The sequence below is a fragment of the Streptomyces sp. V3I8 genome (assembly GCF_030817535.1).
Lineage (GTDB): Bacteria > Actinomycetota > Actinomycetes > Streptomycetales > Streptomycetaceae > Streptomyces.
The window spans coordinates 903,388-925,263 of record NZ_JAUSZL010000002.1; the positions used below are offsets into that span (position 1 = coordinate 903,388).

General features: G+C 71.7%; 15 protein-coding genes and 1 pseudogene. 8 read left to right on the forward strand and 8 right to left on the reverse strand.

Features of this window, described 5'->3' with window-relative positions:
* Position 1: 1 nt before the first annotated feature.
* Positions 2-2,689 (reverse strand): bifunctional acetaldehyde-CoA/alcohol dehydrogenase, encoded by a 2,688-nt coding sequence (adhE, locus tag QFZ75_RS04325; RefSeq protein WP_307533935.1) that lies wholly within the window; start codon positions 2,687-2,689, stop codon positions 2-4.
* Positions 2,690-3,016: 327 nt separating this feature from the next.
* On the opposite strand from adhE, the gene gap reads away from it, so the two are divergent.
* Both gap and QFZ75_RS41050 read left to right on the forward strand, forming a co-directional pair.
* Entirely contained in the window at positions 3,017-4,045 is a 1,029-nt protein-coding gene (gene gap, locus QFZ75_RS04330) for a type I glyceraldehyde-3-phosphate dehydrogenase (RefSeq protein WP_307533936.1), read from the forward strand.
* Between the two features lie 494 nt (positions 4,046-4,539).
* The gene (locus tag QFZ75_RS41050; RefSeq protein WP_373465807.1) at positions 4,540-4,884 is read left to right on the forward strand and encodes a universal stress protein; all 345 of its coding nucleotides are present in this window, start codon (positions 4,540-4,542) and stop codon (positions 4,882-4,884) included.
* A gap of 303 nt (positions 4,885-5,187) precedes the next feature.
* Here QFZ75_RS41050 and QFZ75_RS04335 read toward each other — a convergent pair whose 3' ends face one another.
* Positions 5,188-7,572, reverse strand: coding sequence for a phosphoketolase (locus QFZ75_RS04335; RefSeq protein WP_307533938.1), 2,385 nt, complete (start codon positions 7,570-7,572; stop codon positions 5,188-5,190).
* A gap of 177 nt (positions 7,573-7,749) precedes the next feature.
* Here QFZ75_RS04335 and QFZ75_RS04340 point away from each other — a divergent pair.
* Positions 7,750-8,397 (forward strand): annotated as a pseudogene (locus tag QFZ75_RS04340) (CBS domain-containing protein); the annotation flags it as partial.
* 152 nt (positions 8,398-8,549) lie between these two features.
* On the opposite strand, the gene QFZ75_RS04345 reads toward QFZ75_RS04340, so the two are convergent.
* Positions 8,550-9,395, reverse strand: coding sequence for a universal stress protein (locus QFZ75_RS04345; RefSeq protein WP_307533940.1), 846 nt, complete (start codon positions 9,393-9,395; stop codon positions 8,550-8,552).
* Between the two features lie 83 nt (positions 9,396-9,478).
* On the reverse strand, positions 9,479-10,387 hold the full coding sequence (locus QFZ75_RS04350; protein WP_307533942.1) for a universal stress protein: 909 nt from the start codon (positions 10,385-10,387) through the stop codon (positions 9,479-9,481).
* 632 nt (positions 10,388-11,019) lie between these two features.
* Here QFZ75_RS04350 and QFZ75_RS04355 point away from each other — a divergent pair.
* On the forward strand, positions 11,020-12,015 hold the full coding sequence (locus QFZ75_RS04355; RefSeq protein WP_307533944.1) for a nitroreductase family protein: 996 nt from the start codon (positions 11,020-11,022) through the stop codon (positions 12,013-12,015).
* 437 nt (positions 12,016-12,452) lie between these two features.
* Here QFZ75_RS04355 and QFZ75_RS04360 read toward each other — a convergent pair whose 3' ends face one another.
* Positions 12,453-14,174 carry a GAF domain-containing protein gene (locus QFZ75_RS04360; RefSeq protein ID WP_307533945.1) on the reverse strand — a complete coding sequence of 574 codons (1,722 nt, stop codon included), beginning with the start codon at positions 14,172-14,174 and terminating at the stop codon, positions 12,453-12,455.
* Between the two features lie 191 nt (positions 14,175-14,365).
* Positions 14,366-15,058, reverse strand: a complete 693-nt coding sequence (locus QFZ75_RS04365; protein ID WP_307533947.1) for a response regulator transcription factor — start codon at positions 15,056-15,058, stop codon at positions 14,366-14,368.
* A 299-nt stretch (positions 15,059-15,357) separates the two neighbouring features.
* Between QFZ75_RS04365 and ppdK the strand changes: the two genes are divergently transcribed.
* Together ppdK and QFZ75_RS04375 are read left to right on the forward strand one after the other, a co-directional pair.
* On the forward strand, positions 15,358-18,054 hold the full coding sequence (gene ppdK / locus QFZ75_RS04370) for a pyruvate, phosphate dikinase (RefSeq protein WP_307533949.1): 2,697 nt from the start codon (positions 15,358-15,360) through the stop codon (positions 18,052-18,054).
* A 207-nt stretch (positions 18,055-18,261) separates the two neighbouring features.
* The gene (locus tag QFZ75_RS04375; RefSeq protein WP_307533950.1) at positions 18,262-18,759 is read left to right on the forward strand and encodes a pyridoxamine 5'-phosphate oxidase family protein; all 498 of its coding nucleotides are present in this window, start codon (positions 18,262-18,264) and stop codon (positions 18,757-18,759) included.
* A gap of 94 nt (positions 18,760-18,853) precedes the next feature.
* Here the strand turns inward: QFZ75_RS04375 and QFZ75_RS04380 are convergent, their stop codons facing one another.
* Positions 18,854-19,762 carry a universal stress protein gene (locus QFZ75_RS04380; RefSeq protein ID WP_307533952.1) on the reverse strand — a complete coding sequence of 303 codons (909 nt, stop codon included), beginning with the start codon at positions 19,760-19,762 and terminating at the stop codon, positions 18,854-18,856.
* 274 nt (positions 19,763-20,036) lie between these two features.
* Between QFZ75_RS04380 and QFZ75_RS04385 the strand changes: the two genes are divergently transcribed.
* Entirely contained in the window at positions 20,037-20,501 is a 465-nt protein-coding gene (locus QFZ75_RS04385) for a cyclic nucleotide-binding domain-containing protein (RefSeq protein WP_307533954.1), read from the forward strand.
* Here the strand turns inward: QFZ75_RS04385 and QFZ75_RS04390 are convergent.
* On the reverse strand, positions 20,477-20,605 hold the full coding sequence (locus QFZ75_RS04390; protein WP_307533955.1) for a hypothetical protein: 129 nt from the start codon (positions 20,603-20,605) through the stop codon (positions 20,477-20,479). The genes QFZ75_RS04385 and QFZ75_RS04390 overlap by 25 nt on opposite strands.
* A gap of 238 nt (positions 20,606-20,843) precedes the next feature.
* On the opposite strand from QFZ75_RS04390, the gene QFZ75_RS04395 reads away from it, so the two are divergent.
* Positions 20,844-21,701 carry a universal stress protein gene (locus tag QFZ75_RS04395; protein WP_307533957.1) on the forward strand — a complete coding sequence of 286 codons (858 nt, stop codon included), beginning with the start codon at positions 20,844-20,846 and terminating at the stop codon, positions 21,699-21,701.
* The last annotated feature ends 175 nt before the right edge of the window (positions 21,702-21,876 follow it).

Here is a 21,876-nt window from a genome sequence, read left to right on the forward strand (position 1 = left end):
GTCAGGCCCTTTCGGCGGAGGCGTCCGCCCGGCCGTAGTAGGCCGCGCGCATGAGGTGCTGCATGTCGTCGAGCATGGGCATGCGGGGGTTGGCCGGCGCGCACTGGTCCTCGTAGGCGTTCATCGCCTGCTGCGGCAGCGCGTCGAGGAAGGTCCGCTCGTCCACGCCCAGGGCCTGGAAGGACGGTTCGATGCCGACGGCGTCACGCAGCCGTTCCACGGCGGCGGCGAGGGACTCCACGCCCTGCTGGGGTGTGGCGGCGGGCAGGCCCAGTACGCGCGCGATGTCCTGGAAGCGTTCCGGGGCGCGGTAGTGCTCGTACTTCGGCCAGCCCGTGAGTTTGCCCGGCACGGTGCCGTTGTAGCGGATGACGTGCGGCAGCAGTACCGCGTTGGTGCGCCCGTGGGCGATGTGGAAGGTGGCGCCCAGGGTGTGCGACATGGCGTGCACGATGCCCAGGAACGCGTTGCCGAAGGCCATGCCGGCGATGGTGCCGGCGTTGTGCATCTTCTCCTGCGCCTCGGGGCTGGCCGCGCGGTCGTTCACGGCTGCCTCGATGTGCTCGAAGACGAGCCTGACGGCCTGCAGGGCAGGGCCGTCGGTGAAGTCGTTCGCGTAGACGGACACGTAGGACTCGACGGCGTGCGTGAGGGCGTCGAAGCCGCTGTCGGCGGCCAGCGACGGCGGTAGGTCGGCGGTGAGCAGCGGGTCGACGATGGCCACGCTGGGGGTGAGGGCGTAGTCGGCAAGGGGGTACTTCTTGCCGGTCGCGGGGTCGGAGATGACCGCGAACGGGGTGACCTCCGCGCCGGTGCCGGACGTGGTGGGGATGCACACCAGGCGGGCGAGCGCACCGAGGACCGGGAAGCGGAAGGCGCGCTTGCGGATGTCGGAGAACTTCTGGCGCATGTCGGCGAAGTCCATCTCGTTGCCGACGGCCTGCTGCTCGTACAGCAGCCACATCACCTTCGCCGCGTCCATGGGTGAGCCGCCGCCCAGCGCGATGATGGTGTCCGGGCGGAAGTCGCGCATCAGCGCGGCGCCACGCCGGACGCAGTCGATGCTGGGCTCGGGCTCCACGGTGTCGATGATCTGCAGGGTCACCGGTTCGTCCCGGCGCTGGAGCACGCGGGTGACCCGGTCGACGAAGCCGAGGCGGGTCATCGTCGCGTCCGTGACCACGGTGACGCGGTGGACGTCCGGCATGGAGGTCAGGTACCGGATGGCCTGGGGCTCGAAGTAGATCTTCGGCGGGACCTTGAACCACTGCAGGTTGTTGCGGCGGGTGGTCACCCGCTTGATGTTCAGCAGATGGGCGGCGGAGACGTTGTCGGAGACCGAGGTGCTCCCCCACGATCCGCAGCCCAGGGTCAGTGACGGCAGCAGGCTGTTGTAGACGCCGCCGATCGCTCCCTGCGAGGAGGGCGAGTTGACGATGACACGCACGGTCTTCATGCGGGCGCCGTAGGCCTCGGCCACCGCGGGGTCCTCCGTGTGGATGACGGAGCTGTGCCCCTGGCCGTGGAAGGCGACCATGTCGGCCGCCAGGTCGAAGCCCTGCGCCTGCGATCCGGCGCGCAGCACGGTCAGCACGGGGCAGAGCTTCTCCCTCGTCAATGGCTCGTCCGGGCCGACCCGTTCGGCCTCGACGAGGATGAGCGAGGTGCCTTCGGGCACGGTGAACCCGGCCTGCTCCGCGATCCACCGCGCGCTCTGCCCGACGGCCGCCGCGTTCACCTTGGGCTCGCAGCCGCCGTGCACGTCGCCCCCGGGGAACAGGTACGCCTCCAGCTCCCGCTTCTCCTGCGGGTTCGCAACGTAAGCGTGCAGGGCGCGGAACTCGGCGAGCGCCGCGTCGTAGATCTCGTCGTCCAGGATGACCGCCTGCTCCGAGGCGCAGATCATGCCGTTGTCGAAGGACTTGGACAGCACCAGGTCGTTGACGGCCCGGCGCAGTTTCGCGCTCCTGTGGACGTAGGCCGGGACGTTGCCGGCGCCGACGCCGAGGGCGGGTTTGCCCGCCGAGTACGCGGCCTTCACCATCCCGTTGCCGCCGGTCGCCAGGATCAGCGAGATCCCCGGGTGGTGCATCAGCGCCCCGGTCGCCTGGACGGAGGGCTCCTCGATCCACTGCACACAGTGCTCCGGCGCGCCCGCGGCGACGGCCGCGTCCCGCACGACGCGGGCCGCCTCGGCGCTGCAGCTCTGTGCCGCGGGGTGGAAGGCGAAGACGATCGGGTTACGGGTCTTCAGCGCGATCAGCGCCTTGAAGATCGTCGTGGAGGTGGGGTTCGTGACCGGGGTGACGGCGCACACCACGCCGACCGGCTCCGCCATCTCGACGATGCCGTCGATGTCGTCGCGCGCGATGACTCCGACGGTCTTCATCCGGCCCATGCTGTGTGTGACGTGCTCGCAGGCGAACATGTTCTTCGCGGCCTTGTCCTCGAAGACGCCGCGGCCGGTCTCCCGCACCGCCCGCAGGGCCAGGTCCGTGTGCCGGTCCAGGGCCGCCACGGAGGCCTTCTTGACGATGTGATCGATCCGCTCCTGGGTCAGCGAGTCGTAGTCGGCAAGCGCCTTCAGCCCGTTCGTCACCAGCCGTTCCACGGCGATCGCTGTGTCGGAGGGCCCTCCCCGGGAGTCCTGCGAGCCACCGTTGCCGATGCGGTCGTCCTGACGGGCCATGGAAGTTCGCCTCCGTGATCGGGGTGCGCCGCCGGCGTTCGGGCGGCTCGCGGCGGGATCTGCACCGTGAGGATTCGGTGTCGCTCCCGTCGAACACCGTCTCGCGGCCGGTGTGTCCGGTCCCAGTGCCCGAAGGTCCCTGTCGGTGCCCCGACCGGCCCGGAGAGGGCGGCGACCGGGCCCGGACAGGGCCGACCGGATGGTCAGGCGTCCGGAGCGGGCCGAACGTCCCTCCTTCTCACTCCCGTACGGCCCAAGCCGGGCACGCTCCCGGACCGTGAGGCTGAGGACGCACACCGGACGACGCCGATCGGGAGGACGAGGAACATGACCGTGCGGGTAGGAATCAACGGCTTCGGACGCATCGGACGCAACTACCTGCGATGTGTCCTGGAGCGCGCGGAGACCGGGACCGGTACGACCGTCGAGGTGGTGGCGGTCAACGACATCACCTCGACATCGGCCCTCGCGCATCTGCTGGAGTTCGACTCGACCTACGGCAGGTTGCGCCGCACCGTCGAGTACGACGACACGTCCGTCACGGTCGACGGGCACCGCATCGCGGTGACGGCCGAACGCGATCCTGCCGCCCTGGCGTGGGGCGACCTGGGGGTGGACGTGGTCATCGAGTCGACCGGCCGCTTCCGCACCCGCGAGGACGCCGGACTGCACCTGAAGGGCGGCGCCCGCAAGGTGCTGCTGTCGGTGCCCGGCAAGAACGTCGACGCCACCGTCGTGATGGGCGTCAACGAGGCCACGTACGACCCGGACAGCGACCATGTGGTCTCGAACGCCTCGTGCACCACCAACTGCGTCGCGCCGATGGTCAAGGTCCTCGACGAGTCCTTCGGGATCGACAAGGGCCTGATGACCACGATCCACGGCTACACCAACGACCAGGTCGTCCTCGACGGGCCGCACAAGGACCCGCGCCGCGGCCGTACCGCGGCCGTCAACATCATCCCCACCAGCACGGGAGCCGCCCGCGCCGTCGGGCTCGTGCTTCCCGGACTGGCCGGCACCCTCGACGGCCTGGCGGTCCGCGTCCCCGTGGAGGACGGTTCCCTCACCGACCTGACCCTGGTGCTCGACCGGGCCGTCTCCGCCGAGGAGATCAACACCGCCTTCCGCGAGGCCGCCGACGGTCCGCTGAAGGGGATACTGCGGGTCTCCGACGCCCCGATCGTCTCCCGCGACATCGTCGGCGACCCCGCCTCCTGCGTCTTCGACGCACCGCTCACCCTGGTCCACGGCAACCTGGTGAAGGTCTTCGGCTGGTACGACAACGAGTGGGGCTACACCAACCGGCTGCTCGACCTCACCGAATACGTCGCGGCCCGGCTCCCCGAGAGCTGAGTCCCGCTCCTGCCGTCCACACGGGCTGTGCACCCGCACGGCAGGCGGCCCGGAGTCCGGACATCCGTCCCGGCCCCGGGCGCCTCGTGTGCCGATGCCGATGCCGATACCGAGCCGATGCCGATGCCGATGCCGATGCCGATGCCGACAGACGATCGCGTGGCACGACGGTGTTCGAGGTGTCGCCCCCGCCCGGTCGTGGAAACCGCACAGGTCCGGGGCCGGGTCGTGGGTGCCGACCTGGGGGCACGGCACCCAGGGCTTCGACCCGGTCATCGTGAACCACCGGCTGCAGGGACTGGGCGGGCTCGGCGGCTTCCTCGTCGGGTCCGTGGCCTCCGGCGTACTCGCCCGCGCCGAGCGGCCGGTGGTTCACGTACGAGCCGAGGAAAGGGCCGAGGCCGCCCGAGTGCCCACGGGCGCCGGTACGACGGAGCGTGACGTCGTCCTCGGACTCGACCTGTGCAAGCAGGCCCACTACGCGATCGCGCTACGTGATCGGGTACGCCTTCGACGCCGCCGCGCGCCACACCTGCGGCCTGCGCGTGGTGCACGGTCGGGCCTGGCCCCGTCCCGCGTGCTCGGAGCAGGCGCGGGACCTGCTGACCGGGATCCTCATGCCGTGGCAGGAGAAGTCTCCCGGTGGGGATGTATACCCCCAACCCCCAGGCCGTGGTCGGCGGGGCGGGCCCCGTCGTGTTGACGCGTCCAGGGACGCACGGTTGGCGGTCGTGGGCCGCGGCGTCCGCCGCTCGTCGCCGGGTCCGCGCGTCGGCCCGGTGACCCACGCGGTCCTGCACCACGCGCACGCACCGGTCGCCGTCGTCCCGCACGACTGACAGCCGGTCGCAGCGACGGCCGATCACGACGGCGCGGCCGCAAACCACCGCGCTCGGCCGGCCCGTGCAGTTGGTAGCCGGCAGCCGCGTGGGCTTTAGCCGCGTGGGCTTTCCGCCGCGCACCGACCTTCCGCTCCCGCTCCGTTGTCGCTCCGTGCACGGCCGCCGCCGGGTACCCGTCTCCCACAGCGAGGGCAGCCGGCCGGCGGACCCCCAGAGGACGGTGTCACGGCCGCGGGGTGCCGCCGCGTCGACGCGGCGGCGCCCCGGCCCGGAACGGGCGGAGGTTCGAAGCGGCGGCCCTCAGCCGCTCCAGGCCCAGTCCGTGACCTCCGGCAGGTCGGTGCCGTGCTCGCGGATCCAGTCGTGGTGGCGCAGCCGGGTGTCCTCCATCAGCTGCCGTACGGGGGCGGCCTTCACGGCCAGACCGGGCACGCGGTCGATGACGTCCATCACCAGGCGGTACCGGTCGAGGTCGTTGGTCACCAGCATGTCGAACGGTGTCGTGGTGGTGCCGATCTCCTTGTAGCCGCGTACGTGCAGGTTGGCGTGGCCGGTACGGCGATAGGCGAGGCGGTGGATCAGCCACGGGTAGCCGTGGTAGGCGAAGATGACCGGCTTGTCGCGGGTGAACAGCGCGTCGTACTGCGAGCCGGGCATGCCGTGGGGGTGCTCCTCCTGGGGAAGCAGCCGCGCCAGGTCGACGACGTTGACCATGCGGACGACCAGGTCGGGCAGATGCCGGCGCAGCAACTGCGCGGCGGCCAGCACCTCCTGGGTGGGCACGTCGCCGGCCGCGGCGAGCACCACGTCGGGCTCGCCGGTGCCGTCCTCCGTGCCGGCCCACTCCCAGATGCCCGCGCCCCGGGCGCAGTGCACCCGCGCCTGTTCCATGCTGAGCCAGTCGAAGCACGGCTGCTTGCCGGCCACGACGACGTTGACGTAGTCGCGGCTGCGCAGCACGTGGTCGGCGACCGACAGCAGCGTGTTGGCGTCCGGCGGCAGGTAGACCCGTACCACCTCCGGGCTCTTGTTCAGGACGTGGTCGACGAAGCCGGGGTCCTGGTGGGAGAAGCCGTTGTGGTCCTGACGCCACACGTGCGAGGTGAGCAGGTAGTTGAGCGAGGCGATGGGGGCGCGCCAGGGCAGCCGGCGGGTGACGCGCAGCCACTTGATGTGCTGGTTGACCATCGAGTCGACGATGTGCACGAAGGCCTCGTAGCAGGAGAACAGCCCGTGCCGGCCGGTCAGCAGATAGCCCTCCAGCCAGCCCTGGCAGGTGTGTTCGGACAGGATCTCCATGACCCGGCCGTGGCGGTCCAGGTGCTCGTCCACAGGGAGCGTGTCGGCCTGCCATGCCTTGCCGCTGGCGTCGAAGACGGCCTGGAGCCGGTTGGAGGCCGTCTCGTCGGGGCCGACGAGCCGGAAGTCGCGGCGCCCGCCGGTGTGCTGCATGACGTGCTCCAGCATGTCGCCCAGGACCCGGGTCGGCTCGTGCATCGTCACACCGGGCTTGTCGACGGCGACGGCGAACTTCGCCAGCTCCGGCAGCGGCAGTTCGCGCAGCAGCAGACCGCCGTTGGCGTGCGGTGTGGCACCGAGGCGCCGGGCGCCTTCGGGAACGCAGGCCAGCACCTGCTCACGTGGGCGGCCCTGCGCGTCGAAGAGCTCTTCCGGCTGGTACGAGCGCAGCCAGGTCTCCAGTTGCCGCAGGTGCTCGGGGTTGTCGCGGACGGCGGACAGCGGCACCTGGTGGGCCCGCCAGGTGCCCTCCACCTGCACCCCGTCGACCTCGGCGGGACCGGTCCAGCCCTTGGGGGTGCGCAGTACGATCACCGGCCAGTGGGCCCGCTGCGTGATGCCCTCCTCGCGTGCGCTGCGCTGGATGAGGTCGATCCGCTCCAGGGCGTGGTCCATGGCAATGGCCATGTCCCGGTGCACGGTCATCGGGTCGTCCCCGGTGACGTGGATCGGTATGTGTCCGTAGCCCCGCAGCAGCGAGTCGAGTTCGGACTCGGGCAGCCGGGCCAGCACCGCCGGATTGGCGATCTTGTAGCCGTTCAGGTGCAGGATCGGCAGCACCGCCCCGTCATGCACCGGATCGAGGAACTTGGTGGAGTGCCAGGAGGCCGCCAGCGGCCCCGTCTCCGCCTCGCCGTCACCGATCACACAGGCGACCAGCAGATCCGGGTTGTCCAGGGCCGCTCCATAAGCGTGTGAGAGGGAGTAGCCGAGCTCACCGCCCTCGTGGATCGACCCGGGGGTCTCCGGCGCGACATGGCTGGGTACACCGCCGGGGAAGGAGAATTGCCTGAAGAGCCTGGCCATGCCCTCGGCGTCCCGGCTCACGTCCGGGTAGGTCTCCGAGTAGGTGCCCTCCAGCCAGGAGTTGGCCAGCACGGCGGGCCCGCCGTGTCCGGGCCCCCAGATGCACAGTGCGTCCTGATCCCGGGCCTTGATGACGCGGTTGAGGTGGGTGTGGACCAGGTTCAGACCTGGGGACGTACCCCAGTGCCCGAGCAGCCGCGGCTTCACGTGCTCGGGACGCAGCGGTTCGGTCAGCAGGGGGTTGGACATGAGATAGATCTGACCGACGGCCAGGTAGTTCGCGGCGCGCCAATGGGCGTCCAGGGCGCGCAGTTCGTCGTCCGTGATCGGGGTGGGCGCCTGCTGTGGAACGTCGCGCATGATGGGGTCCCTTCCGGGTCGCGGTCACGTGCCGGTGTGCACTCATGACCACCCTCGGCCCACGCGTCGCGGTGCCGACAGGGCCGGTCGGCCCCCAACGGCACGCGACCAGGCCCTGTCGGTGCGGCCGGGAGGAAGCGCCGGCGGCCTGCGGGACGTCGCGTGGTGAGCGACCTGATGACGGCACGGGCCATGCACGCGCCGCGGGACGCCGGCTTCAAGGACATCGCCGGACTACTTGTCGAGTACGGCATCACAGCCGTACCGGTGGTGGACGACGACGGCCGCCCGTTGGGCGTGGTCTCCGAGGCGGATCTGCTGCGCAGGGAGGCGTCGCAACTGGATCCGTCCGGTCTGCCGCCCTTGCCGCGCCCGGGGCCCGCCGGCCGGGCGAAGGCCGGAGCGACCACGGCCGAGGGGCTGATGAGCAGGCCGGCCGTCACCGCACGGCCCGGGTGGACCGTGGCGGAGGCGGCCCGCGTGATGGAACGCGAACAGGTCGAGCGGCTGCCGGTGGTGGACGAGGCGGGCCGGCTGATCGGTGTCGTCAGCCGCGCCGATCCGCTGCGCGTGTTCCGGCGGCCGGACCGGGCCGTTCGCGAGGAGATCGACCGGGACGTGCTCGCGCGGACCCTGGGCATGGCGCCCGGAACGGTGCACGTCCGTGTCGTCGACGGCCGCGTCTCGCTGAGCGGCACGGTCGAGCGGAGGAGCCTGGCCGCGGTCATCGTCCGCCTGTGCCGTGGAATGGACGGAGCGGTCGACGTGTGCGACGTGTGCGACGACATGGACCACTGTGTGGACGACACACGCGAACCGGCCGCGGGCACCGGCTTCCGGCGCTCTCCGTTGTCCCCCTGCACCGTCGGCGCCGTGCGGGCCCGCCGCGTCCAGGGCGCGGCCCCGCGGTCGCCTCCGGCCGGCGCTGTCAGATCGACACGCAGACATGGACACAGACCCGCAGCCCCCCGCATCGCTCAGCCGGCGGTCGTACCGGCGTGCTCCGTGGGGACGAACAGCACCGGGCAGTGGGATCGGTGCAGCAGCGCGTGGGTGACCGGACCCCGTTGCGGACCGGCCAGACCGGGACGTCTGCGGGCGCCGACGACCACGACGGCGGCCTCGCGGGTCGCCTCCAGCAACGCGTGCACCGGCCCCGAGCGCACCGTGCGGGTCTCCACCTCGACGTCGGCGTACTTCTCCCGCAGGGCGGCCACGGCGAAGCGCGGCACCGCCTGCTCCGTCCGGGCGTGCCGGGTGAGTTCGTCCGTCACCCGACACGTCGGTATCGGCGGCGCCTGCCCGGACAGCAGATGGGGATGGTCCCAGGCGTGCAGAACGCGCAGCCCCGCGCCTCGGCGTACCGCTTCTTCGAAGGCGTACGCGGCCACGTCGGCGTCGGCGTCGCCCTCCGGTCCGAGCAGTACGTCACCGCCGTGCGGCCGACGGTCACCGCCCACGACGAGCAGCGGGCTGTGCGAGTACGCCGCCATGCGCAGGCTCACCGACCCGAGGACCAGCCCGGCGAAGGCACCGAGGCCGCGGGCGCCGACCACGGTGAGCGCCGCGTCGCGTCCGTGGCGCAGCAGCGCCTGTACCGCGCCGCCCTCGGCCGCCGACGCCACGACCGGCAGACGGGGGTGACGCTCACGCGTCCGGGTCACGGCGGACGCCAGAATCGGTCCGGCCTCGTCGGCGTCCGCCACGGCGTACACGATGTCCAGGGTCGCGCCGCGCAGTTCGGCCTCCTGTGCCGCTCGGTCCAGGGCCCGTACGGCGACGAGCGAGCCGTCCACGCCGACGGTCACGTGCGGGGTGGTCATGGCTGTGCCTCCTCATGAAATTTGATCTTCGGGTGGCGGCTGTGCGGGCATGGACGCGCCGGGAACTCACGCGCGGAACGGTTTCAGGAATGCGGGACGACAGCGACCGGGCAGCGCGCGTGGTGCAGAACCGCGTGCGCGACCGAACCGACATGGGCCCCGAAACGCCCTTCCCGCAGTCGGCGCCCCACGACGACGAGCGCGGCACCGGCCGATGCCCGCACCATCTCGCCGGCCGCACGTCCTTCGGCGACCGTCTCGGTGACGACCACCTCGGGGAACTTCTCGCACCAGGGACGCAGCGTCGCGACCAGGGCGTGTTCCTTCTCAGCGAGCAGCTCGGGACCGGGCTGCTCGCCGAGCCGGTCGGCACGCGCCTGCCCCGGCAGGGCGGGGAAGAAGTGCATCGCACGCAAGGGCGCCCCACAGCGCAGGGCGGTCCCGAAGGCGAACTCGATCAGCTCGTCGCAAGGGCTGCCGACATCGATCCCGAGGACGATGTCCCGGTACGGAAGCGCGGAGATCTCGTCCGGAGACACTCCGTCCAGGACAGGGAGATGCTCGTTCGCGCAACTTCCGTCCGCCCGTACGAGCACCACGGGCCCCGGCGACCCGGCGACGACGCGCCGGCTCACGGAACCGAGCAGGAACCCCGCGAGTCCGCCGAGCCCCCGGGAACCGAGGACCAGCGGTTCCGCCTGCCCGGCCGCCGTACGCAGGGCGTCGCGGGCCGGTTCGGACACCAGGTCGTCGATGACACGCAGCTCCGGGTGGGCGGCGCGGACACTGCTCGACGCCCGCTCCAGGATCTCCTCCGCCCACTGCCGCTGGGACATGCCCGCAGGCACGTAGGGCGCCGAATGCGGGAGCCACTCCCAGGCGTGCACCAGGCGCAGTCCGGTGCCGCGCCGAGCGGCCTCCCTCGCCGCCCAGTGCGCGGCGGCGAGGCTCTCCGGCGAGCCGTCGATCCCTGCGGCAACGTATCGAAGCATGATGCGTACCTCCCGCGTCCAGGTCTGTTCGTTCCCGTCCCTGGCCCAGCCTGGCGCGGCAACGGCTTCGTGCAGCAGGGGCCGCCCAGTCCTTTCCCGAGGACGTTCGGCCCCACCTTCGGAGAGTGCTCCGCCGCGCCGGGCACCGGACTCGCGAAGCGGGTGGGCACCGCGGTCCCGCGCCACGGCATCGCGGTGCTCACCGTCACCTCGGGCCGGTCGGCGCCGGCCCCCGCGACGACCGCCCGCCCCGTGCGTTCGCCGCGCGCCCTGCCGCCGATCGGGGACGGGCTTCCCCATCGGGAGACCGGCAAGCAGCCGTATCTGCCGGAGAAGACGCGCATCTCACCGCTGTCGGCCGAGCGCCGCACCCGATGTCGCGTTCGGACCGCGATCCCCTCCTCCCCTCCTCCCGCCCGCAACCGCCGGACCGCCGGGCCGCCGGCCGTTCGCGGTGTCACCGGTTCCCGAGACGAAGCGCCGTCCGCGGCGCCGCGCCGGACGGCACGGGTCCTCCCGGACCCCCCACAGGGCCGTTCGGCCTCTCCTCCCCCCACTCCCGTCCGCGCCACGCTGAACCGGTCGCCGGACGTCCGGACGACCAGTCGCCGCAAGGCGGGGAGGAGGATCCCATGTCTTCCGCAACGCTTGACGTCCCGACCCTGGAGACGCTGGTCTCGGCAGCTGTGGCCGCGCCCTCGATCCACAACACACAGCCATGGCGTTTCCGGCTCGACGCGGATCTCGTCACTCTGGGGCTGCGGGCCGTGGCAGAACACGGTCTGCGGCACATGGACCCGGCCGGGCGTGCCCTCCACCTCTCCGCGGGGTGCGCGCTGCTCAACCTGCGGGTGGCCGTGGCGCACTTCGGCTGGGAGCCTGTGGCACGACTGCTGCCGGACCCTGCCGAGCCCGGCCTGCTCGCCACCGTGCGGCTGGGAGGCACAGTCCGTACCAGCCCTTCGGCCGCGCGCCTGTACGGAGCACTGTGGCGACGGCACAGCAGCCGTCTGCCGTTCTCCGGGCAACCGGTGCCCTCGGACGTCCTGGCCGAACTCGCCGAAGCCGCCCACGCCGAGGGAGCCACCCTGTCCCTTCCCGGCCCTGCGGAGACCGAGCGGCTGTTCCGTCTCACGAGGCTGGCGGAACAGCGCAACGCGAACGATCCCGACCGGGCCGCGGAGAGCCGCCGCTGGGTGCACGAACCGGACGGGCGGGCCCTGGGTATGCCGGCGCGGACGCTGGGCCCGCAGGACTTCCGCGAACAGATCCCCGTGCGGGACTTCGGTGCCCGCCGTCATCCGGACGCGTTGCCCGCCCGGCCCTTCGAGCGGCAGCCGCTGATCGCCCTGCTGTCCACCGCGCACGACCGCCGGACGGACTGGCTGCGCGCCGGGCAGGCTCTGGAGCGCCTTCTGCTGGTGGCGACGGCTCATGGTGTGCGGGCCTCCCTGCTGCATCAGGCACTGGAATGGCCCGACCTCCGTGCCCGCCTGTTGCCCGAGGAGGGACCGCGCGGGAACGCGCAGATGATGATTCGCCTGGGGTACGGCCCGGAGGGGCCCTCCTCTCCCCGGCGCGGCCCCCATGAAGTCCTGGACCGCCCCGTCGGGCCTGTTCTCCCCTGAAAACTCCCGTGCGCTCCGGGAAGGTCCGGAGCGGGGCGTTCTGAAGCCGCGACACCCTCGACGAAGGCCGGCCGCTTCCGGCCGCTGATCGTTCGGTCGCTCCATTGTGCGCCGGACCACGGCCAGGTCGAGGATCCCCGCCGGTCCCCGCACCCCGGCGGATGGCGGACCGAGGTGCCGATGTCCAAGGTCCCGCAGTCACAACGGGCCGTCCGGCCCGCCGGAGGGGATCCACCGCCTCCGACCGACTCCTCCTGCCTCCTGCCTCCTGGCCGTCGGGCGCGGAATGCGCTCCGCGCGGCTCGGACCGCGCACCGGACCGGTCGCGCACACGGTGACGCACCACGTGCGCCGCCCCTTCGCGGTCATTGCGCACGAGTGACACCACGGCTCGGCCTCAACCGCTGCCGCCCCACCGGTCCGGAACAGCCGGAGCCCTACGGCTCCCTCACCGGCGCCCGCCAGACCAAGGCGGTGCCTCCCTCGTCCGGGCTGCCCAGTTTCAGTTCCCCGCCCAGTTGCGCGGCCCGTTCCGCCATGTTGCGCAGGCCGCTGCGGCGGCCTTCCGGCGGGATTCCGACACCGTTGTCGGAGACCGTGAGGCGGACCTCGCGGCCGTCGGTCTCCAGCACCACCGTGCACCGGTCGGCGCAGGCATGCCGGGCGACGTTCGTCAGTGCCTCGGAGAGCACGGCCAGCACATGCTCGGCGGTCTCCTCGGGAACATGGGTGTCCACGAGGCCCTCCATCCGCAGGCCGGGGGTGAAGCCCAGCACGGGCGCCGCCTTGCCGACCATGCGCACCACCCGGGCCCTCAGGCCCGGGTCCGCGTCGCCGTCACGCGCCCGCAGTCCGAAGATGGTGGACCTGATGATCTTGATGGTCTCGTCCAGGTCGTCCACCGCCCGCACCACGCGTTCCGACGCCTCGGAGTGCTCGATGAAGCGGCCGGCGCTCTGCAGGGTCATACCGGTGGCGAACAGGCGCTGAATGGCCAGGTCATGGAGGTCGCGCGCGATGCGGTCACGGTCCTTGAGCACCGCTATCTCCTCGGCGTCCTGGCGTCGTTCGGCCAGTTCCATCGCGACGGCGGCCTGGGCGGCGAAGCCCCGCAGCGGCTCGGTCTCCTTCTCGGTGAACGCCGTCCGGCCCGACTCGCGTACCAGCAGGACGATCCCTCGTACGCCCTCGCCCGCTCCGATGGGGACGGCGATCGCCGGACCCAGTCCGGTGAACCGCGGCGTACCGACGGCCGATTCCTCGGCGGAGATGTCGGGGCTGGCGACCGTGACGGCCTCGGAGAACGCCCGGCCGATCAGACCGCCGTCCACCGGCAGTACGAGCCCGCCATGTGCCTCCGCCCCCTCCCCGATGGCCAACTCCACCGTGAGCGAGTCGGTGTTCTCCATGGGGACCGCGACGACGGCCACGGCGGCCACGGTGATCTCTCTGGCCCGCTCCGCGATCAGGCCGAGGACCTCGGCGCGGTCACTGCCGGACATCAGACAGTGCGTGATCTCCGCGCTCGCCTGCAGCCAGCGCTCACGCAGCCGCGACTCCTCGTACAGACGGGCGTTGTCGATCGCCACACCGGCCGCCACGGCCAGCGTCGACAGGACCGACTCGTCCTCCTCGTCGAACTGCGCCCCGTCCCGCTTCTCGGTCAGGTAGAGATTGCCGAAGACCTGGTCCCGTACCCGGATCGGTACACCGACGAAGGAATTCATCGGCGGATGATGGGGCGGGAAGCCGTACGAGGCGGGGTGCTCGGAGAGCTTCACCAGGCGCAAGGGCTCGGGGTGGCGGATGAGTTCGCCCAGGATGCCGTGGCCCTCCGGATAGTGGCCGATCCCGGCGATCTGTTCCTCGCTGATCCCGATGGTGTGGAAGGCCGACAGCCACTTGCCGTCGGGGCCGATCACGCCGAGGGCGGCGTACTCCGCGTCCACCAGGACGGCCGCGGCCTCCACGATGCTGTACAGCGCCTGCTCCAGATCAAGCTCCCGGCCGACGGAGAGCACGGCCTCCAGCAGGCTGTGCACCCGGTCGCGCGTACCGCGGGCCGCGTCGAGCCTGGCCTGCAACTCCTCCAGCAGCTCGTCCAGCCTCAGTTGTGGCAGTCGCACGCGAGCCTGACGGGGCTCTTCGGAGCTCTCCACCGGTGATCCTCCAGGTCCCCTCGACGCACCGACGACCGGCCCCTCGGGTCACCTTCCACGGTATCGGTCCACCGCCGTGGAGGATACGGATCCAGTCCTGGGCCTCCGCACCGAACTGTGGACCGCTCGTGCCCGTCGCGGTCTGTGGACCCGGGGACGGCCGAGGCTCTGACGGTCCGCACCTGTTGGCTTCAGTGTGCTTCGTGCCTGAGTCTGTCCTCGGCCTGGGTGGCGATGACGGCGGCCTGGATGCGCCGCTCCACACCGAGCTTGGCGAGCAGTCGCGAGATGTGGTTCTTCACCGTCTTCTCGGCGAGGAAGAGCTGCTGGCCGATCTGCCGGTTGGTCAGCCCCTTGCCGATCAGAGCGAGAATGTCCCGTTCCCGTTCCGTCAGGCCGGGCAGCGCGTCCGGCTCCTCCTTCGGCCGGTCCCCCTCGCGCAGCCGGGCCATCAGCTTGGCGGCGGCGCTCGGATCGAGCAGGGACTGGCCCGCGGCCACCGTCCGGACGGCCGACACCAGGTCCGCCCCCCTGATCTGCTTGAGGACGTAGCCGGACGCACCCGCCATGATCGAGTCGAGCAGGGCCTCCTCGTCGTCGAACGAGGTCAGCATCAGACAGACCAGCTCAGGCATCTGCGAGCGCAGTTCCCGGCAGACGGTCACGCCGTCCCCGTCGGACAGACGGATGTCGAGGACCGCCACCTGGGGCCGCAGCGCCGGAACGCGGACCAGTGCCTGCTCGACGGTGCCGGCCTCGCCGACCACGGTGATGTCCGGCTCGTCGTTCAGCAGATCACGCACCCCGCGCCGTACGACCTCGTGGTCGTCCAGCAGGAAGACCCGGATCGAACTGTCGGAACCGGATCGTTCGCTGTCCGCCATCGGATGCTCCCTGTCGTGCGCCGGACGCCGATGTCCGCACCCGCGCGCGTACCGGCTTCTTGTGTTTCTGGATCCTTCCCTCCTCGGGGCCGAACGGCCAGGGCCGGTCGGCCCTGATTTCCGGGCGACCCGATTTCCGGGCGACCCCTTTCCGGGCGACCCGTTTCTTCGCCCGTGCCGAGGGGGCCGACCGGCCCACCCACGGGGACGTCCAGCACCTGCCCTCCTGCCGGCGGCCGTCCGACGCTGGAGGGACACGAGCACATCAAGCCGGGTGCCGAGCCGAGGAGCGCAGTGACATGGGCCGTTACGTGTACGACTTCACGAAGGGCCGCCGTGACATGGCCGACCTGCTCGGCGGCAAGGGAGCGAACCTGGCCGAGATGACCAGGCTGGGCCTTCCGGTACCGCAGGGGTTCGTCGTCACCACGGAGGCCTGCCGCGCCTTCCTGACCAGCGGCACCGAACCCGAGGGCATGTCCCGGGAGATCTCCCGTCACCTATCGGCCGTCGAGGCCGCCGCCGGGCGGGTGCTGGGGCAGCCGGACGGCCCGCTGCTGCTGTCCGTGCGCTCCGGGGCCCGCTTCTCCATGCCCGGCATGATGGAGACGGTCCTCGACATCGGTCTCAACGACGCCTCCGTGGTGGGTCTGGCCAAGTCGTCCGGGAACGAGCGCTTCGCCTGGGACTCGTACCGCAGGCTGGTGCAGATGTTCGGCAGCACGGTGATGGGGGTCGACGCGGAACTCTTCGAGCGGGCCATGGCACGGCTCAAGGAGACACGCGGGGCCCCGGACGATCTGCACCTGGACGCGAGCGACCTCGCCGGACTCGTGGAAACGTACAAGGACCTGATCCACGACGCGACCGGGGACGACTTCCCGCAGTCTCCCGCCGAGCAGCTGCGGCGGGCGGTCCTCGCGGTCTTCGGCTCGTGGAACGGCGAACGGGCCCGCCTGTACCGGCGCCGGGAGCACATCGCCGACGATCTGGGCACCGCGGTCACCGTGCAGCGCATGGTGTTCGGCAACCTCGGTCCCGACTCCGGCAGCGGTGTCGCCTTCACCCGCGACCCGGCCACCGGACGCAGCGGCCTGTACGGCGACTACCTGTCCGACGCGCAGGGCGAGGACGTCGTCGCCGGCATCCGCAACCCCGTGCCCCTCGCCGGCCTGGAGCGGCTGGACCCGGCCTCGTACCAGCAACTGCGCGAGCACATGCGGACGCTGGAGAACCACTACCGGGACCTGTGCGACATCGAGTTCACCATCGAGCGCGGAAAACTGTGGATGCTGCAGACCCGGGTGGGCAAGCGCACCGCCGGGGCCGCCTTCGCCATCGCCGCCGAACTGGTCGACGAGGGACTCATCACCGCCGACGAGGCCCTGTCCCGGGTGAGCGGGGACGGGCTCGCCCGCCTGATGTTCCCGCGCTTCGACACCACGGTGACCGGTGATCCGCTCGCCCACGGTCTTCCCGCCTCGCCGGGTGCGGCGGTGGGCGCGGCGGTCTTCGACTCCGCCGAGGCCGTACGGCGTGCCGCGGCCGGGGAGAAGGTCGTCCTGGTCCGCCAGGAGACCACCCCCGACGATCTGCCGGGCATGGTCGCCGCCCAGGCCGTGCTCACCAGCCGCGGCGGCAAGACGAGCCATGCGGCGGTCGTCGCCCGCGGCATGGGCAAGGTCTGCGTCTGCGGCGCCGAGGAACTCACCGTCGACACCGGAGCCCGGCGTTTCACCACCCGTGGCGGAACCGTCGTCGAGGAGGGCACGGTCATCTCGGTGGACGGCTCCGCGGGTGCCGTGTACCCGGGCGAGGCACCTCTGGTGGACTCCGCTGTCATGCGGTACCTGGAGACCGGCACCTGCGCCGAGCAGTCGGACGAAGTGGTGGACGCGGTGGCACGTTCACTGCAACTGGCTGACCGGAAAAGGCGGTTGGAGGTGCGGGCCAATGCCGACACGCCGGAGGACGCCGCCCGGGCCCGGCGGTTCGGTGCCCAGGGTGTCGGCCTGTGCCGCACCGAGCACATGTTCCTCGGGGAGCGCCGCAAGCTGGTCGAGCAGATGATCCTGGCCGATGACGACGACACGCGCGAACGCGCCCTGGACGCCCTGCTCCCCCTGCAGCGAGAGGACTTCGTCGGGATCCTCGAAGCGATGGACGGCCTGCCGGTCACCATCCGCCTCCTCGACCCGCCACTGCACGAGTTCCTGCCCGACCGGACCGAACTCGCCGTACGCATCGCCACCGCCGAGGCGCACGGCGATCTGCCGGACCCGCACGACACCGAACTCCTCGACGCCGTGAACCGGATGCACGAGGAGAACCCGATGCTCGGCCTGCGCGGCGTACGCCTGGGCCTGGTGGTGCCCGGCCTGGTCGCCATGCAGGTACGGGCCATCGCCGAAGCGGTCGTCGAGCGCAGGCGGGCCGGAGGCGCGCCGGAAGCGGAGATCATGGTGCCGCTGGTCGGCGCGGTCGAGGAACTGCGCATCGAGCGCGAGGAGGTGGAACGGGTACTGGCCGAGGTCTCGGCCGAGTCCGGCGTCGCGGTGACCTGCCCGGTCGGCACCATGATCGAGCTGCCCCGCGCCGCGCTCACCGCCGGCCGGATCGCCGGGCAGGCGGAGTTCTTCTCCTTCGGCACGAACGACCTCACCCAGACCACCTGGGGTTTCTCCCGCGACGATGTCGAGGCCGCGTTCTTCTCCGCCTATCTCGACAAGGGCGTCTTCGCCGCTTCCCCGTTCGAGACGATCGACCGCGAGGGCGTGGGACGGCTGGTCTCGCTCGCCGTCGCCGAGGGCCGCGCGGCCCGGCCGGACCTGACGATCGGGGTCTGCGGTGAGCACGGCGGCGATCCCGAATCCGTGCGCTTCTTCCATGGAGCGGGACTGGACTACGTGTCCTGCTCGCCGTTCCGCATCCCGGTGGCCCGCCTGGAGGCCGGGCGGGCCGCCCTGCCAGAGACCGGGCCGAGCGACAGCCGATGAGAGGCGACGAGCCCCGGCTCCGGGACCGGGGGGTCGGTCCCGGAGCCGGGGCTCGTGCGGACACCGACCACGAGGACGCCTGTGCCGGCCGGGTTCGGTCGGACGGGGACGGGGCCCCAACGGCCCTGGCGTGCGGCGCGCGGAGAGCACTCCACCGATCTGACCCCGCACACCACCGTGCACACCGATTCCGTACGAAGGTCGCCCATGCTTTCCCACAATGCCGAACCGGGTTCCTCCGAACTCCGCCTGAGCGTCGAGCTCGACAGCGACGAAGCTCTGCGGCTCCTGGGCAGCGTGTCGCTGGGAAGGATCGTCTTCACCCAGCACGCTCTGCCGGCCGTCCGTCCGGTCACCCATGTGCTGGACGACGGGAACATCGTCATCCGCACCCACGACGGGGCGGCCCTGACGTCACGTGCTCAGCAGGCCGACGGCCGGGGGGTGGTCGTCGCCTACGAGGCCGACGCCATCGATCCGGACACACATCTCGGCTGGAGCGTGGTGGTCACGGGCTACGCCCGTCCGGTGACCGACCCGCACGAAGTCGCCCGTTACCAGAAACTGCTCCGCCCCCGGTTGCACCGGACCATGGACCACACGGTCGTCATCCGCCCCGACCTGGTCACCGGAACGCGCCTCACGGAGACGGGCGGGGCCGGGGACGTCGTACGCCCCCGGCCCGAAGATCCGCCCGCCGAGTGAGACGGGCGTCCGTGTCCGCCCTCTCCAGGTCACGCCGGAGGGCAGGCGGTGTGACCGCGGCACGGGATTCCCGGTCCTCGTGCCTCGACCGGAGTCAGGCATGCGGGACCACGGCGACGGGGCAGCCGACATGGTGCAGCACCGCGTGGGTCACGGGGCCGATGTGCGTGCCGAGGTGGCTCTCCCGGATCCTGCGGCCCACGACCACGAGGGCGGCACCGGACGACGCGCGTACCAGAGCGGTGGCCGGCCGGCCTTCGGAGACGGTCTCGGTCACGGAGATCCCGGGATACTTCGCGCACCACGGACGCAGTGCCGCGACGAGGTCGCGTTCCTGGACGGCAAGCACCCCGGCCCCGGCCCCGGTGGCCGCGTGCAGGTCGGCGCCGTCGGCCGAGGGAATGCTGAAGGCGTGGATCACGCGTAGCGCGCCGCCCTGGTGCCGGGCGGCTTCGAAGGCGAACTCGATCAGTTCGTCGCAGGGGTGCCGGGTGTCCAGGCCCAGGACGACATGGCGGGACGGAATCGTGGCGGTCTGCGGCGAAGAGCCGCGGTCGGGCCCCGCGGGGTGCTCGCCGGCCGGGTTCCTGCCCGCCCGCACGAGTACGACGGGGTGCACGGACCTGGCGACGACCCGCTGCGAGACCGAGCCGACGATGAACCCCGCGACGCCGCTGAGCCCACGGGAGCCGAGCACCAGCATCTCGGTCTCCACGGCCGACGCGAGCAGTGCCGCGACCGGGGAGTCGGACACCAGCCGTGCGTCGACGTGCAGTTCCGGGTACGCGGTGCGGACGCTGTCGACCACCTTGTTCAAGGTCTGCTGGGCCCATGCGTGCTCGCTGCTGTCCCCGGGGACGGAGGCGGGCGGGCGGGGGTGCCACTTCCACGCGTGCACCAGCCTCAGCGGGAGTGCGCGTCGCACGGCTTCCCCTGCCGCCCAGTGTGCGGTCGTGAGGCTCTCGACGGAACCGTCGACTCCTGCGGTGACGTGACGAAGCATGGTGCGTACCTCCTGGGTGCGGGCCCGGATGCTCTGCTCACCGGAGCTTCGTGCAGGACCGGTTCCCCGGCGTAGAGGCCGTACAGGCCCTTCCGGAGGTCCTTTGGGCCCGACTCTGTTCCTGTTCCGCACACTCCTGGGCCGCGTCTGCGCGGCCGGCGGAACGGCTTCGTGCCGTACGGCCCGGTCTTGGGGCCGTGTGGCCCATGGTCCGGATCAGAGCCTGGGAAGACGCTGGAAGTGTCAGGAACGTACGCACGTCTGGAGGCACGCCATGAACGATCCCGTCACATCGAGCATGCTGCGGGCCCTCCCCGCCGAGCACAGGCAGCGGTTGATGAACCTCGCCCGCCCGGTGTCGTTCGAGCCGGGTGCCCGGCTCTTCGAGGAGGGCGGGCACGCCGACCGGTTCTGGATCGTCCGCACCGGCACCGTCGCCCTCGACACACGGGTGCCCGGTCGGCGGGCAGCGGTCATCGAGTCGCTCACACACAATCAACTCATCGGCTGGTCCTGGCTGTTCGCACCCCACACCTGGCACCTGGGCGCCGAGGCGACGACTCCGGTGCGCGCCTACGAGTTCGACGCCGAGGCCGTACGCACCCTGTGCCGCAACGACCCGGTGTTCGGCATGACGATCGCCCAGTGGGTCGGCGACGTCCTTGCCCACCGCCTGCGCGCGGCCCGCACCCGGTTGCTGGACCTCTACGCCCCCTACGGCAGCGGCAGCCTTCTCTGACGCGCCACCACGTCCTCGGTCACCAGGGCGGAGGCGGCTCCCGCGGCGATCGCGCCGACCGTCGCCAGAACCCAGGTGACCAGGACGACCCACGCTTCCGCCACGTCACTGTGCCGACGCAGCGGATCTTCCCGCCACCGCCGTCCCGGGACCCTTGTGCGCCTGGCCTTCCGCATCGGTCGCACCTCCTCGCTGTCGGATGAGGCCGGAGAACTGCAGCAAACCTCTCACCGGCTGGGCCGCCAGGGCTCCACAGAGGGCCGTTCGGCCCCTGCGCATGCCGGAGATCAGGACCCAGAGTCCTCAGGGTGGGGAAAACCTCCCCCGGATCTCGGAGGCGACATGTCGACGCAGTGTGTGATGATCATCGCAGGCGACCGGCCGGCGCGCACGCGTGTCGCCGAATGGGCGGCGTGTGAGGCGTTGCGGCGCGGGCTGCCGCTGCGGGTCGTCCATGTCGCGCCGCCGGTGGACCGCGGCACGCCCCGACACGACGTGTGCCGTCCGGCATCCGTGACGGATCACGTGGCGGATCATGTGGCGGCCGAACTTGCCGACGCCTACCCGCGCTTGAGAGTCGACACCACGCACCTCGCAGCAACGGCCGGATGGGAACCGCGCTCGCTGGTCCGGAACGTGGAGACGATCGTCGTCGGCCTGGCGGAGGAGTCCGGGGCCGCCGACCCCCTCCCGGGTCCTGTCGTCCGGGAGGTCGCCGCGGTCGCCGCCTGCCCGGTCGTGTTCGTGCCCGGCGGGCCCGGCCGTGCGAGGCCGGCGTACCGGCCCGCCGGGATCACCGTCGGCGTCGACGCCCGCGACCCTGCGGCCGGGGCGATCGATTTCGCCTTCGGCACGGCTCGGCTGCGGGAAGCACGGCTGCGCGTGGTCCACGCCTGGTCGCTTCCGCCGGCCGCCGCCGAACTCCCCTTCCGTGTACCGGAGAAGGACCGCGCCACGTGGGAGGACCAGGAGGTGCAGCTGCTGTCCGACGTGATGCGGCCGTGGCGCGAGAAGTACCCGACCGTGCCGGTCCTCGAGGACGTCGTCCTGTTCCCGCCGGCGGAGGCGCTGATCCGGAACCCGGGCAACACCGAGCTCGTGGTGGTCGGACGCGGGCACCCGGCCGCGAACGGTCCGTCCACCACCGTGGACGCCCTGCTGCGGTCCACCGGATGTCCGGTGGCCGTCGTGCCGGAGTGACACGGAGGTCCGGCGCGGGAAGACAGACGCGGCGGCCGGGCGGTGCCGGTGACGGCCACGACGCCCCGACGGTTTCGCGAGACCTTCCGCTTTCGATCCCGACGGTCGGTGGGCGAACCGCCGCACTCGGCCGTACCCACGCCGGGAGCGGCTTTCCGTCGTCACACCCGAGCCG